This window comes from Enterococcus hailinensis (genome assembly GCF_045862035.1).
Taxonomy (GTDB): Bacteria; Bacillota; Bacilli; order Lactobacillales; family Enterococcaceae; genus Enterococcus_A; species Enterococcus_A hailinensis.
Genome location: NZ_BAAFRV010000029.1, coordinates 1 through 14,224 on the forward strand (window position 1 = coordinate 1; position 14,224 = coordinate 14,224).

Here is a 14,224-nt window from a genome sequence, read left to right on the forward strand (position 1 = left end):
GCCAAAGAGACAAAAGTCTCTTTGGCTTTTCAGTGATTCAAGAAATGAATATATTGATGAGTATCTAAGCATAAAATCAGAAATTAATTGAAATTTTATTTTGATTTTTTAACTTTGCAACAGAACCCATATACGTTGCTTTAGGAAATTTCGTCGCTTCAAGGAGAATTCCTAATCGGAATTCTTTTCGGAGTTCGTGGATGATTCGTGCGTCTCGTTCTTGAGTCGATCCGGGATAGTCATCCCTAAAGCTCGGAGCTTTTTTATGAATGCTAGTTCTGCACGAAGCAGTTCATTTTCTCGTTCCAGCTCCTGCTCGCGCGTCAACGGTTTCTTTGGTGTTTTCTTCTTTTTCTTCGTCATGGAAGGTCTTCCTTTCGGTTTGGGTGAAAGACCTTCCATGCCTTCGCGGAGAAATGCTTGATGCCAGTGCTGGAGTAAATCTCCAGATGGCAATCCGTAGTTCAACGCAACATCAAGGTAAGAGTCACCACTAGTCAAATAATAGTGTATGACATCTTGCTTGAATTGAGAAGAATAAGTTTGTTTGGCTTTTCTTCGATTTAGAGCGCTAAAGCCAAGTCGTTCAGCGGTTTTCACCCATTTTTTAACTAACGACATAGCTGGAATACCAAAGCGCCGAGCCAACGTTCGATAGCCACCTTCACCATTCTGATACGCTTCTACAACGATTCTTTTGAAATCATAATCATATTTGGTCATTAAAAAACCCCTTAAGTTAGATTTTCTGGTCTAACTTAAGGGGCGCACTTCAGTTTATTCACTAGTGCTTTTTACAGATCCAAACTACGTACAGCTGTATCTTTATCCTCCTGGGTGATCCCAATATATCGTAAGGTTTCTCGCTGGCTACTATGATTTAACAAGTCCTGGATCAACGCGAGATCCGTTCCATTTTTATATAGAAAATATCCAAAAGTCTTTCTCATAGAATGAGGCCCAATCTTATTTAATCCCACACGTTTGGCCGCTTCTGATAAAATTCGCCATTGTTGGACACGATCCAGCGGTTGATCCTCACCTTTCCTGGAAGGGAAGAGGTAACGATCAAAATGATGATTGACCATTTCCATTGGAAAATACTTTATGACATATTCCAGAATGGATTTTCTCAATTTTTTTGAGATCAAAACAGAATTGTGTTTGTTGGTTTTTTGCTCCTTCATTTCCAGACGTTCGCGAACCACGACTTTATTTCGAGAGATCTCTAAGACGTCCTTCAGCTTCAGTGTCCGCAAATCTGAAATGCGGTAAGCAGTATTGATCCCTAAAGTAAAAAGTAGGGCATTGCGATCACCAAATTTCCCAGCGGCCAACATTGCTTTCATGTCCTCAATCTTTTTTTTGTCACGAATAGGCTCGACATAGTTCATATTTTTGTCCTCCTTGCGAATGTAACATAACCGTATTATATCATAGAATATGTTGCGTTCAAAACGAACGAAACAAAAAGCGACCAAAGGAAAAACGCGCTTTCCTTAGAGCCGCAAGGGATAGAGTCATTTTGCCGAAAGTAACACAATCGGTTTGTGTTACATTCGATAGAGTATCAAAAAGAGATAAAGAAGTTGGATATTCTTTCTCTCTAATATTTTCAAAACTTATTTAGCAGATTCTTTTTTTATTCTTTCACCATAGATTTGTTTAATTACATAAATTGCTATAAACAAAGCAAACATACTCAGTAAGCCAAACATAATTTTTTGACTATTACCTGTTAAATTACTTCCAACATACGAGTAGACAATAGTTGCTGGCAACTGCCCCAATCCTGTAGCAATTAGAAAGGGGATAGGTTTGATCGCTGTTAGTCCAGCAGCATAACTGATGAAATCAAATGAGATAAAGGGCAACAATCGGCAAACAAGTATCGTGTGTTCTCCATAACGATCAAAATATTCATCTAATTTCTGCAATGAAAAATTTTTATTTAGTTTCTCGACAAAATCTCTTCCAGCAATTCGAGCAATGTAGAAGCACAGTAAGGCCCCAGCCATTGCGCTGCTCCAGGAAAGGATTGCACCTTGCCACCAGCCAAATATCGCTGCGTTTGCGAACGTAATCAGAAATGCTGGCAGAGGAGCTATGACGGATTGAAACATCATTAGTAGAAATGAAATCAGAATTGCCCATGCACCAAATGATTTAATATAACCAATGATACTCTCCACACTCATAGATCGGAACAGCATTAATACCTGAGTAAGCTTTGATTTAATAGCTGGAACATATAGGAAACACACGATACCTATCACTATCAATAAGACTAGAATAATTCTAGCTACTTGTTTTTTACTCAGTTTTTTCATTGTTTCTCTACATCTTCTACTTTAGCCCAACGATAAAATGAGCCATCATAATTCTTAACATTTTTAAATCCGCACATATCCATGACCAATTGTGTATAAGCAGAACGGATACCCGCAGTACAGTAAGTGACAATTTTATCATCTTTCGATAATCCAGCATCTTCAAAAAGTTTAGTTAATTGGTCATTGCTTTTAAGTGTGCCATTTTTATTGAATAGATCAGTATATTTCACGTGAATCGCGCCAGGAAGGTGCCCACCTTTTGCTTCACCATATAATACTTCACCATCGTATTCTTTATCCTCACGAACATCTACGACTTTGTAATCATCGTAATCCGCCTTAAGTTCATCTGTTTTGATCATATGATCTTGATTAATTGAGTCGATCTCAACATCGACAGGTTTTAGTTCTGTACCGCCTTTATTCGTTTTAACTCCGGCATCTTTAAGTGCAGAGAAGCCTCCATCAACCATTTTTACATCTTTATATCCAGCAGCAAGAAGCTCCCATGCAATCCGACCATCATCTCCCCAGCCTTCTTGAGCAGAAGCAAATAATACAACCTCTTTCTCCTTTGCAATTCCTTTCTCACCTAGATGTTCAGCCAGCTTTTTAGGCTCTAATACTAATCCCCAATTCTCATCACCAGAAGCACCATTCTCCACATCCGATAGATATTGCCATGTCATCGGAACAGCTTCTTTCACAGTCCCTTTTTTAGCCGCATCTTCACCGCGTGCATCGATTAAGATAATATCATCTAAATGGTCCTTCACATAATCTGCATCGACAATGTAGTCTCCTTTGAAGCGAACTTCTTCCTTCTTAGATGATTCTTGTCCTGAGTCATCTGTCGCATTATTTGAGTTCCCACAACCAACGATCCCTAGACTTAACGCGATTAAAGACACTGCTAACAATTTTTTCATTATAATCCTCCTGATATGGTGATTTGAGTATTCAAATCAGCCAAGAATTTTTTCTAATCCAATATGACAAAGAAGCAAATGAAAAACAGTTCCTTCCCAAATAGAAGACACCCCATATAATCTTGCACGCAAAAAAGAAACATACCAAGTAATATGCTTCTCCAAACTTATCTTCTGAAAGTGATTTTTTTCACATTAATAAAGAAGATAAAAGTGGAGGAATGCATTCATTTACTCTCTTAGAGCCTCTAAGTTTCTTAGACACTCATAGTCATAGATGCAATACAGACATTCCTCTCACCTCCAACTAAATACCACAATGGTAGTCTTCAGTTAAAAGTATATTAAAACGTTTACCACTTTACAATACTATCTAGGTAGTTATCTATTTATACATAATCAATCGAATCTATGCATTGTCTTCTCATAATCTTGTATTGAACAGAGATATGGTGTAACAATAATTTGTAAGTGATATTCTTCAGTAATTTTTTCCTTATATAATTTGAATCATGATATCTAGATTTAATCATGCTGACTATTGATTTCAAGAATCTTTTTCTTAATTATATCTCTGGTTTTCCTAAATTCAGAAAGAATATCCTGATCACTTCCTATTGCTTGTGCAGGATCTTGTAAATTCCAATGATCATGAACAACTCCTTTAGGAATGGTAGGGCACTTATCTTTTGCGTCTCCACAAAGAGTAATGATCAAATCTGCATTCTTAAAATAATCCATGTCTATTAGATCAGACGTTTGATTAGAAATATCCACGCCATCTTCCGCCATTACTTTTACAGCTCTAGGATTTAATCCATGGGTTTCAATACCTGCACTTCTGACTTCGAAAGCTGATTTGGGTAGAATACTATGAGCATAACCTTCAGCCATCTGGCTGCGGCAGGAGTTCCCTGTACACAAAAAGTATAGTTTTTTCATTGCTATTCCCCTCCAATATGTGTTAAATTTGCTGGGCTTTGCATAAACCATTTTTTGGTATTGTTAGACACTTTAACTAAGAGTAACATCACAGGAACTTCAACTAAAACGCCAACGACAGTAGCTAAGGTAGCACCTGATTGTAATCCAAATAAGGAAATGGAGACTGCAACAGCCAGTTCAAAAAAATTACTTGCACCTATCATACCCGCTGGTGACGCTAAATCATGAGGTAATTTCCAAAGTTTTGACCAAGTATAAGCAATCGTAAAAATTAGTAATGTTTGAATTGTTAAAGGTACAGCAATCAACAGAATATGAAGAGGGTTAGCAAGGATTTTTTCCCCTTGGAAAGAAAAAATGATCACCAGTGTAAGGAGTAATCCTATGATCGTTACAGAATCAAATTTCTTTAAAAAGACATTCTCAAAGTAGTCCAAACCTTTATTTTTAATAATTAAGATCCGCGTAATAACGCCCAAAAGTAAGGGTACTACAACAAAAAGTATAGTTGATAATACTAATGTAGCCATCGGTACCACCACGTTATCTACACCTAATAAAAGGGCAACGATTGGTGCGAATAACACGAGAATGATTAGATCATTTACTGCAACTTGAACAAGCGTATACGCTGCATCTCCTTTAGTTAAATGGCTCCAAACAAAAACCATTGCCGTACATGGAGCTGCGCCAAGTATAACAGCGCCGGCTACATATTCTTTGGCCAAGTCTAATGGAATCCAACTCTTAAATACAACATAAAAGAAAAAGGCTGCAATACCATACATAGTAAAAGGTTTAATCAGCCAGTTAGTAACACAAGTAACGATCAGACCTTTCGGTTTTTTTGACACGTTTACGATACTTCCAAAATCAATTTTTAACATCATAGGAAAGATCATTAACCAAATTAAAATGGCTGTTGGAATAGAAACATTATAATACTCAAATTGACTTAGTGTGTCCGGTACTATCGGTAGAAACTTTCCAATTAAAATGCCAAGTGCCATACAAATTATTACCCAAAGAGTTAGATATTTTTCAAAGATTCCCAATCCTTGTTGTTTTTCATTTTTTTTCATTTGAATCCTCCATCATTAAGAAATCAATACATAGATGTACATCTATGTATTGGCAAAAAATTATACCCCTAAAGGGCTAAAGTTCGGTTGCCATTCTTCAACAGCAAATTTTCCTTTTGATAGTTCAGATACTTTTTCTATCCATTCTAATTCATTGAACGAACGTGCTTTTAATACTTTATTTTGTGTATCAGCCGCAAACATACTTTGATTTACTAACCACCAGGTATGAGCGATTTTTGCACGATCCAAATCTTCATCTAAACGCATCGTTTCATAGACTGGTGTCGTTTCTGGTAATGTGACCATAAGCACTTCAGTTTCTTCTTCATTTTGAAGCCGAGGTAACAATTTTTGAATGGAAACAGGAACTTCTCCGGAACTTCTTTCTACTTCTTTTGCATAGCTTTGAGTAGAATCCAGTAAAAGTAATGTATGACCTGTTGGGGCTGTATCGATCACAACAATTTCATTTTCTGATTTGTCTACAATATCCGCAAATGCCCGGAAAACAGCAATTTCTTGCGTACAAGGAGATCGAAGATCTTCTTCAACATAAGCGACATCATCTGCATTCATTGTTTCACGAGCCTTTGAAAGAACTTCCTCTTTGTATGTTTCTAATTCCTTTTCCTCATCGATATGACTGATTGAGATGGGTAAATCACTAGAAATAAATAAGTTTAAATGATCAGCAGGATCAGTTGTAGCTAAATGAACTTTTTTTCCAGATTGCGCTAATTTTTCAGCAATTTTTATTGCAACGGTTGTTTTTCCTACACCGCCTTTCCCCATCGTAAAAATAATTTTCTTATTTGTTTGGATGAACTCATTAACTATTGAATCTAAATTAGGAAAATCAACGCTTTCTTGTTCCTGTTCTACGATAGTAGGCTGTTGATTGTTCAATAAAATTTGAAGCTTATCTACCCCAGTGACATTGTAAGGTCGGAGAGGAATGTAGTATGCTTCAAATTTAGTTAATGGTTTAGGCATGTTGTTCAAGTCACTTTGTTGTTCAGAGTGTATTTCCTCTGAAATAGCATCATCATACACTTCTAGCAAACCATTGACGACTAATTTTTGGTTCTCAATTCCTAATTTTAATAATTCTTCAGACGCTCGCTCTGCTTCAACTAAAGGTGCTTTTTGTGGTCGAGTAACTAAGATTAACGTTGTCTGTTTTTCATCAGCCAAAGTTCCTACTGCTTTTTCATACATATTTTTCTTGTCACCTAAACCTGATAATTGACCTAAACAAGAAACGCCAGTAGTATTTTCGTCAAGAAAATTATTCCAGGCAGAGGGTAGCTGTAACATTCTTAGTGTATGGCCTGTTGGAGCCGTATCAAAAATGACATAGTCAAATTCTTCTGCAACTTCTTTATCAGTTAGAAAGTTTGCGAACTCATTGAATGCTGCAATCTCTACTGTACATGACCCTGACAATTGCTCTTCCATATTTACAAGGGCACTATCAGGAAGTATGCCACGGTATGGCCCAACAACACTCTCCTTGTAATCTTCAGCAGCCGTGATCGGATCAAAATTAGCTACCATTAAGTTATTGATTCCATTTATTGGAGTAGGTTTATTAGTCAACGTTGTCTGAAAGACGTCTTGTAGATTTGAGGCCGGATCTGTACTAACCAGCATTACTTTATTTCCATCTTGTGCTAAAGAAGTGGCTGTCGCACAAGCGGTAGTTGTTTTCCCTACGCCACCTTTACCAGTGAAAAATAGATATTTAGTTAAGCCCATCTTTTGGGGCATATATTGTAACATTTATTCTCCTCCTTACTTAAACTAGAAAAGAGGCTGTTAACAACAGCCTTCGCTTCCATCATTTCCTCCACAGCATCCACCAGAGTTATTAACCGGCTGAGCAACAAAGTGAATCGCACCATATTTTCCAAATTCTTCTAACGTAGGATAAGATCCTTCTTTGACAATTTCTCCGTCTAGCAATGTAACTGGTAAAATATCATTTCCTTTTTCTTGTAACAACTTTAAAATCGTGGAGTTATTAACAAAAGCATCTGGATCACTTGTAAGATTATGACGTGAAGCTTCTACTGAATCTATTCCCTCAAATGTCTCAAAAACTGAAGTCACCATGAGTAATTCTTCGTCTACAGAAGGTCCACACACTCCTGTTGAGCAACACATTGCTGGTTCAAATAGTTCCAATTTTTTCATCTTCTTTTTCTCCTTTACAATTACAGTTTGATGTATCACAAATGCAATTCTCTTCATTAGAAAATAATTGCATCATTGAACCCATAAATTGATCTACAAAGCTATCTGTCAATTGATATCTGTGCCATGTTCCATCTTTGGTAACAAGCACAATACCAACTTTTTCTAATACTTTCATATGGTGTGAAAGGGTCGGTTGAGTAAAATCAAAATGATCTAAAATATCGCATGCGCATAAGCTGCCACAAGACAATATATCAATGATTTTTAACCGTTTTGGATCAGCAAGTGCTTTAAGCATTACTGACATTTCATCATAGTTCATACTTAATCCTCCTAAACATAGACGCTTATCTATGCATTAATATAGATGAATATCTATAAATCGTCAATCGTTTCTGTATTTTTTATGCTTGATGAATAATCAATAGAACCAAAAAAGCATTAACATCGATAATTTTCTTTATCAATGTTAATGCTTCATATTGGTATATCGATCTAATAGATTTAATTCATCAAATGTAACACAATCAGATTATGTTACATTCGTTGATGTCTATCTTTAGGATATTTTCTGCATACATTTTTAATCATTGTTTTACCTCTATTCAATATTAAATAGGGGAGCTCATCAACCCAACATGATTATTTCCTCGGGATATTTTATTTTTGCCTCTTGTTCATTGCTCTTATTGTTTAAAGAGGCTATAACAGTCAAGCTTCCTACTCTTCCGATAAACATTAAGAAAATAATAACGAGTTTACCTACTATAGTTAGCGTAGGCGTTATACCTGCGGAAAGACCTACGGTGCCTAATGCGGATATTACCTCAAAAGTTATCGTAATTAAATTCGACTGCTCGGATACTTCAGTAATAGATAATATGAAAATACTAGCAGTACATATGATTAAAGATAGCGCAAATAAGGTCATAGCTTTTGAAATGGTTGCTTCATTTATTGATCGATAAAATATATCCGTTCTTTCTTTCCCTTTAAAAACACTAAAAACTTTTAGCATTAAGATAGAAAACGTCGTTGTTTTTAATCCACCTGCTGTTGATCCAGATGTTCCCCCAATAAACATTAAAACCATCGTAATCATTAATTCGTACTGTTCAATTGTTCCGTAATTTAAAGTGAAGAAACCCGCTGTTCTTGGGGTTATCGCTAGGAAAAAAATATTTGAAATATTATTGATAATGGAGCCTTGATATTCAATAGTCCTAGAAAAGAATGTACATCCTATTAGGATTAGCATGATTGTTGTTGCTAAAGCTAATTTACTTTGTAAACTCAGTCTCTTTCTTCTTATTTGAAGAAGATCAATCCAAACGATAAAACCTAACCCACCAAAAACTATAAGGAGACTAATTGTCAATAAAACAATTGGCATTTCAGTAAATGAAATCAGACTATTCCCAAACAAATCAAAACCAGCATTACAAAAAGCGGATATAGCATGGAAAATGCCAAACCAAATTCCTTGGGGTATTCCATATTTAGGAATAAATTGAGAAGATAAAATTGTAGCTCCTATAAATTGGATGAGAAAAGAAATTTTGAGGATTGATAAGGCTAACTTAAATTCACCAGACTTGGTTTCTAAATTCATTGAGTCCCTTAATAAAATTCGGGTACTAAAATTGATTCTTTTGCGTCGAATAGAAAAAAACAGTACAGGGATAGACATGAAACCTATTCCCCCAATTTCAATCAAAAATAAAATAACTATTTGACCGAACGCATTGAATTGGTTGTGAATAGCAAGAGGAGATAACCCAGTAACGCAAGTAGCGGATGTTGCAATAAAAAATGAATCTATCCAACTAATGTTTTGTCCGTATTTAGAACTTAGAGGAAGTTTTAATAAAACAGTTCCTATAACAATGATACAGGTAAAAATCATCGTAATTGTTCTAGCTGTAGAATTTTTTTTTCTGATTCTCTTTTTTTTATTAGTTCTCATTATTATCCTTCATGTTTAAGAAACTAGGTACATCTAAATATTAATACAAGTATTTTTCACTTATCTACTTTCTATGAAGTATGATTAATACTTATGAAAAGCGTACCATATTTCTGATCAGTTTTGGAGTTAAAAAACACAAAATATCTAGGTAAAAAAGCAATATACTCCTATAATAAGATTAAGAATAAAGTTTCTGCAATCATATTATAGGAGTATATTATCACTACACATAGTTAACTTTAGTAGAGTTTTTTTGTGAAATGCTTTAATAAAAATGGGGAGCATAGTGTTGTAAACAGGATTACCAATATAAAAGCAGAATAATACTCTTTGCTAACTAAATGAGCTTGAACACCCAATTGAACAATGATTAAAGCCATTTCTCCTCGGGAAATCATCCCAGAGCCAACCATCAAACTACTATGATTATTGAATCCTGCTAGTTTCCCTCCGAAGTATCCTCCGAACAATTTTGAAATAATCGCTAAAAGGGTCAAAAACAGGATTAATATCAGTTGCTTTCCAATTCCTGTAAAAGTAACTTCTAAGCCAATACTCACAAAGAAGACAGGAATAAAAACAGCATAACCTATCGCTTCAATATTATATTGAACTTCTTTCCACACCTTTGTTTGCCCAATAGCAACACCTGTAAAAAAAGACCCTATAACAGAACTTAATCCAATAAGATTGGCTAAATAGGACATGCTCAAACACAAAATAAGAGAAACAATAATTACTGAAGATTCAGCTAACAATTTGTTACTTAATCGCATTAGATAAGGCGCGCCCCAACGAATGAATAAATAGATTCCTATAAAGAAGAATACTTGTTCAACTAGCATAATCCCTAGTGTTTGATTGTTATCTCCTGATGCTCCTAAAAAAGACATGCTTAGACTGACAATTAAAACTACTAATATATCATCAACCACAGAAGCTCCTAAGATTGTAGATCCCTCTTTTGTATTAACAACATTTAATTCTTTCAATACTTCTACTGAAATACTAACAGACGTAGCTGCTAAAATCAGACCTAAGTAAAAAGATTCGTTTAACGCAATATGGGAAAAACTACCACCTAATGTTCCTAATATGACCGGAAACAAGATACCTAAAACAGCTACATACATTCCTGGACGAAAATATTTTCGCAGTAAAGAAAGATCACTTTCTAACCCCGCTAGAAACATTAAAAGTATAACTCCGATTTCGGAAAAATCTTCTACTAAAATATCTGGATGAACTATTTTTAATCCGGCGTTACCTAACAAAATGCCCACTAATAACTGTCCGATAACAGCAGGAATGCCCAACCGCCTTGAAAAGTGCCCCACTATAGTAGTGCTGACTAAGATCAGACATAAAACCCCTATGAACTCCATTATTTTTCATCCTCTTTCTTCTTAAAGTACTCATACTTATTTAGGATATATGATTTAGAATAGGAAATAAAATGTTGTGATTGATCGACTTTTAACCTCAAAAAGGAATGCTTTGTAGTTGCCACTTTTATTTATATTGTAATTTTAGTAAAATCTTTATTCACCATATCTTAATATTAAATAGTTCCTTAATTCCGGACAATATTAGTGTTGGTAATGCAGGAATAAATAAGACTAGTAGATATATAGGAGTGCTTAAAGGCGCGGTCCCCATAACAATATTAAAAAATGGAATTATCGTAACTAAAAATGATGAAATCGCTGCAAAAGATACGGCCAAAATCAAACGTTTATTGCTGAAAGGGTTCCTTCTAAATAAAGTTTTTGAACTTCTTGCATCAAAGACATGCCAAAGTTGACCATAAACAAGAGTTAAGAAGGCCACTGTTTGAGCTTCATTACTAGACAAACCAGATTTGGCAGCAAGCCAAAATCCTAAAAACACCATCAGTCCCATTACTGTTCCTCGTATTAGTACTCTAGACCATGTATAATTAGCCAAAATTGATTCGTTCAAATTACGTGGATGATCTTTCATGATATCAGATTCAGCAATATCATATCCTAAGGAAAACGAAGGGACTGCATCACTAACCATGTTAACCCATAGTACCATTAGAGCTGTTAATGTCGGAGTTGCTCCTGAAACATTACCGATTGTATTAGTAAAGAAGAATAACCCGATAAGCAGGGATAAAACTTCAGCAACATTTGTTGTTAGCTCATGGCGCATAAAGTTTTTTATATTCCCATAAATAGTACGCCCGCTATGGACTGACTTTTCAATTGTAGTAAATTTATCATCTAATAGAATCAAGTCAGCAGAATCTTTCGTAACTTCTGTCCCAGCAATCCCCATAGCAATCCCAATATCAGCTGCACGAAGCGCTGGTGCATCGTTCACGCCATCTCCTGTCATTGCAACAACTTGGTTGTGAGCTTGTAATTGTTTAACAATTCTTTGCTTGTGCTCTGGGGAAACCCGAGCATAGACATTGGTTAATCTAACTATTTTAAATAGATCTTCATCAGTCATGTTTTCTAATTCTATTCCTTTAATTACTGGAGCATTTTTATCAATAACGATCCCTAACTCGTAGGCAATCGCACGGGCAGTTTTTTCGTGATCACCTGTAATCATTACAACTTCAATATTCGCTTCATGAAGCGTTTTTATTGATTCTTTCACTTCTTCTCTAGCTGGATCTATAATCCCCGCCACACCACTAAGGATTAAATTCTGCTCTAATTCTGTAACGTCGGCATTCATAGCTTCTTCTTTAGTTAAAGTTCGATGTGCTACCGCTAAAGTACGTAATGCTTGATCAGCATACTTTTCAATATTATTATTAAATGCTTGTTTAGCTTCTTCCGAATAATCAATAATAGTATCTACTAATACTCCCTTACTGTTTGTTAACAAAATATCTGGGGCACCTTTTGTATATAATTTGTATCCTTCTTCGTTTTTGACAATAATACTCATCATTTTACGACTACTTGTGAATGGCAATGTACGAATGACCGAATACTCTTCAATTAGATCTGATTTTTTGATTCCTGCCTTTTGCCCTAATACCGTTAAAGCAACTTCTGTTGGATTTCCCAAAGGTTTAAACTCTCCCTCGATTTCTCTAACAATTGAATCGTTGCACAAAATAGCACCATATAAGAATTCCTCTGTCTTAGTTATTGGCTGATCTATTTTACTTCTAATTGTTCCAATAGGTGAATACCCTGTTCCGCTAACCTCATAGTCGTTGCCATTCGCTGTAAATTTTATTACAGTCATTTCATTTTTAGTCAGCGTCCCTGTTTTATCAGAACAAACATAGGACATGCTACCTAATGTTTCAACACTATTTAAAGATTTAACCAGACCTTTATTTTTAGCCATTTTAGCAGCCCCTATTGTTAATACAATAGATAAAACCGCTGGTAAAGCATCAGGTATAGAGGCAACTGCAAGTGCAATCGATGTCGATAATACAGAAGAAATCGCTGTAATGTTAAATTCTCCAGCACGAATTATCCCTACAATAAAGGTTAATACGACTATACCGCCTGAAATCATCATAAGAATTCGTGTCAACTGATTTACAGTACTTTGCAACGGAGATTTTTTTGATTCGACAGATTGAATCATGTGTACAATATTTCCTAATTCTGTGTTTTCTCCAACTCCAACTACAATACCTAACCCTTGACCATTTGTAACTGTTGAACCCGAAAATCCCATATTTGTCTGATCTGCGGGTTCAACTGTCTCTTCAATAACGTCCGTCATTTTCAATATCGCATCCGTCTCACCAGTCAAATGTGATTCGACTACTTGTAATTCTTCAGAAACTATCCAGCGTACGTCAGCCTCTACAAAATCCCCTACTTGAACCCTAACAATATCGCCTACGACTAAGTCGTTTGCCAATATTTTCCCCCACTTTGAATCTCGTAGAACAGTAGTTTGTCGATTATTCATTTCTTTTAAAGCATCTAAACTTTTTCTAGCACTAATTTCCTGCCAAAACCCTAGACATGCATTAATTAAAATCAAAAACAAAATCGCAATTGCCTCGTAAAGTGCCTCAACTCCATGATGCTTATCGCCTTGTATTTGAAAAGCATAATACGAGCTTAGAAAAGAGAGGGCGACCGCGCCCAATAAAACAATAACGATGGGTTCTTTAAAACTTTTTAGAAAAACTTTCAAATATGAATCTTCAGTTTCCTCAGGGAGCTTATTTTCTCCATACAGTTCTCGGTGATTTAACACTTGCTCTTTAGTTAATCCACGATTTGATTGAACAGAAAACTCATTTAAAATTGACTCTTTCTTTTTTTTATAATAGTTCAAAAAATTGTCCTCCTATTTTTACAAAAAAAAAGCGCAAACTTAAAGACCCTTCCTCACCCTTGGAAGACTTGTCTTGAAGCATACGCTCAACCTTTTAGTTATTCTATTAATCTAATTAATATACCATTTTCTAGAAAAACTTTCAACTAATATGGTATTCAGTGTTTTTATTGTTCAATAAATCATTTGCCTTTATTCTCTTTAAAACCATAAGGATAGACGTCTTTTTTCTAAAAAAACACAATCCGTTTGTGTTACATTCACTTTTATAAATTTATGAAAAAAAGGGTTCTGTTGCAAAGTTTTAAATCTACTATCAAATAAGGTAGAATAATAGAAAAAGATAGCAGGAGGAATGACGATGAATCATTTTAAAGGAAAGCAATTTCAGCAGGATGTGATTATTGTAGCCGTGGGCTACTATCTTCGTTATAACCTTAGCTATCGTGAAGTTCGAGAAATCTT

Annotated in this window: 12 protein-coding genes; all 12 read right to left on the reverse strand. The window is 35.3% G+C overall.

All coding sequences use genetic code 11. The annotated features are described in order from the left end of the window. Positions 1–171: 171 nt before the first annotated feature. Positions 172–723 (reverse strand): helix-turn-helix domain-containing protein, encoded by a 552-nt coding sequence (locus ACKTSC_RS12700; protein WP_407856426.1) that lies wholly within the window; start codon positions 721–723, stop codon positions 172–174. A gap of 71 nt (positions 724–794) precedes the next feature. Next, positions 795–1,394 carry a tyrosine-type recombinase/integrase gene (locus tag ACKTSC_RS12705; RefSeq protein ID WP_407857785.1) on the reverse strand — a complete coding sequence of 200 codons (600 nt, stop codon included), beginning with the start codon at positions 1,392–1,394 and terminating at the stop codon, positions 795–797. 228 nt (positions 1,395–1,622) lie between these two features. Continuing rightward, on the reverse strand, positions 1,623–2,330 hold the full coding sequence (locus ACKTSC_RS12710) for a TVP38/TMEM64 family protein (RefSeq protein WP_010743169.1): 708 nt from the start codon (positions 2,328–2,330) through the stop codon (positions 1,623–1,625). Next, positions 2,327–3,262 (reverse strand): sulfurtransferase, encoded by a 936-nt coding sequence (locus ACKTSC_RS12715; protein ID WP_407857786.1) that lies wholly within the window; start codon positions 3,260–3,262, stop codon positions 2,327–2,329. The genes ACKTSC_RS12710 and ACKTSC_RS12715 overlap by 4 nt, the downstream gene beginning before the upstream one ends. A gap of 525 nt (positions 3,263–3,787) precedes the next feature. Next, on the reverse strand, positions 3,788–4,204 hold the full coding sequence (arsC, locus tag ACKTSC_RS12720; RefSeq protein ID WP_090408118.1) for an arsenate reductase (thioredoxin): 417 nt from the start codon (positions 4,202–4,204) through the stop codon (positions 3,788–3,790). 2 nt (positions 4,205–4,206) lie between these two features. Beyond that, on the reverse strand, positions 4,207–5,289 hold the full coding sequence (arsB, locus tag ACKTSC_RS12725; RefSeq protein ID WP_407856429.1) for an ACR3 family arsenite efflux transporter: 1,083 nt from the start codon (positions 5,287–5,289) through the stop codon (positions 4,207–4,209). Positions 5,290–5,349: 60 nt separating this feature from the next. Further along, positions 5,350–7,074 carry an arsenical pump-driving ATPase gene (arsA, locus tag ACKTSC_RS12730; RefSeq protein ID WP_407857787.1) on the reverse strand — a complete coding sequence of 575 codons (1,725 nt, stop codon included), beginning with the start codon at positions 7,072–7,074 and terminating at the stop codon, positions 5,350–5,352. A gap of 36 nt (positions 7,075–7,110) precedes the next feature. After that, complete coding sequence (gene arsD, locus ACKTSC_RS12735; protein ID WP_071862931.1) at positions 7,111–7,488, reverse strand: arsenite efflux transporter metallochaperone ArsD; 378 nt, start codon at positions 7,486–7,488, stop codon at positions 7,111–7,113. After that, positions 7,466–7,813 (reverse strand): ArsR/SmtB family transcription factor, encoded by a 348-nt coding sequence (locus tag ACKTSC_RS12740; RefSeq protein WP_071862930.1) that lies wholly within the window; start codon positions 7,811–7,813, stop codon positions 7,466–7,468. The genes arsD and ACKTSC_RS12740 overlap by 23 nt, the downstream gene beginning before the upstream one ends. Before the next feature lie 306 nt (positions 7,814–8,119). Further along, positions 8,120–9,457 (reverse strand): TrkH family potassium uptake protein, encoded by a 1,338-nt coding sequence (locus ACKTSC_RS12745; RefSeq protein ID WP_332631859.1) that lies wholly within the window; start codon positions 9,455–9,457, stop codon positions 8,120–8,122. Positions 9,458–9,699: 242 nt separating this feature from the next. Then, on the reverse strand, positions 9,700–10,845 hold the full coding sequence (locus ACKTSC_RS12750; RefSeq protein WP_407857788.1) for a cation:proton antiporter: 1,146 nt from the start codon (positions 10,843–10,845) through the stop codon (positions 9,700–9,702). Positions 10,846–11,005: 160 nt separating this feature from the next. Continuing rightward, positions 11,006–13,759, reverse strand: a complete 2,754-nt coding sequence (locus ACKTSC_RS12755) for a cation-translocating P-type ATPase (RefSeq protein WP_332631855.1) — start codon at positions 13,757–13,759, stop codon at positions 11,006–11,008. Between the last annotated feature and the right edge of the window lie 465 nt (positions 13,760–14,224).

Bases quoted from the DNA above. Each gene is read 5' to 3' on its own strand.
- ACKTSC_RS12700 (WP_407856426.1), bottom strand. From the start codon at position 723: ATGACCAAATATGATTATGATTTCAAAAGAATCGTTGTAGAAGCGTAT.
- ACKTSC_RS12705 (WP_407857785.1), bottom strand. From the start codon at position 1,394: ATGAACTATGTCGAGCCTATTCGTGACAAAAAAAAGATTGAGGACATG.
- ACKTSC_RS12710 (WP_010743169.1), bottom strand. From the start codon at position 2,330: ATGAAAAAACTGAGTAAAAAACAAGTAGCTAGAATTATTCTAGTCTTA.
- ACKTSC_RS12715 (WP_407857786.1), bottom strand. From the start codon at position 3,262: ATGAAAAAATTGTTAGCAGTGTCTTTAATCGCGTTAAGTCTAGGGATC.
- arsC (WP_090408118.1), bottom strand. From the start codon at position 4,204: ATGAAAAAACTATACTTTTTGTGTACAGGGAACTCCTGCCGCAGCCAG.
- arsB (WP_407856429.1), bottom strand. From the start codon at position 5,289: ATGAAAAAAAATGAAAAACAACAAGGATTGGGAATCTTTGAAAAATAT.
- arsA (WP_407857787.1), bottom strand. From the start codon at position 7,074: ATGTTACAATATATGCCCCAAAAGATGGGCTTAACTAAATATCTATTT.
- arsD (WP_071862931.1), bottom strand. From the start codon at position 7,488: ATGAAAAAATTGGAACTATTTGAACCAGCAATGTGTTGCTCAACAGGA.
- ACKTSC_RS12740 (WP_071862930.1), bottom strand. From the start codon at position 7,813: ATGAACTATGATGAAATGTCAGTAATGCTTAAAGCACTTGCTGATCCA.
- ACKTSC_RS12745 (WP_332631859.1), bottom strand. From the start codon at position 9,457: ATGAGAACTAATAAAAAAAAGAGAATCAGAAAAAAAAATTCTACAGCT.
- ACKTSC_RS12750 (WP_407857788.1), bottom strand. From the start codon at position 10,845: ATGGAGTTCATAGGGGTTTTATGTCTGATCTTAGTCAGCACTACTATA.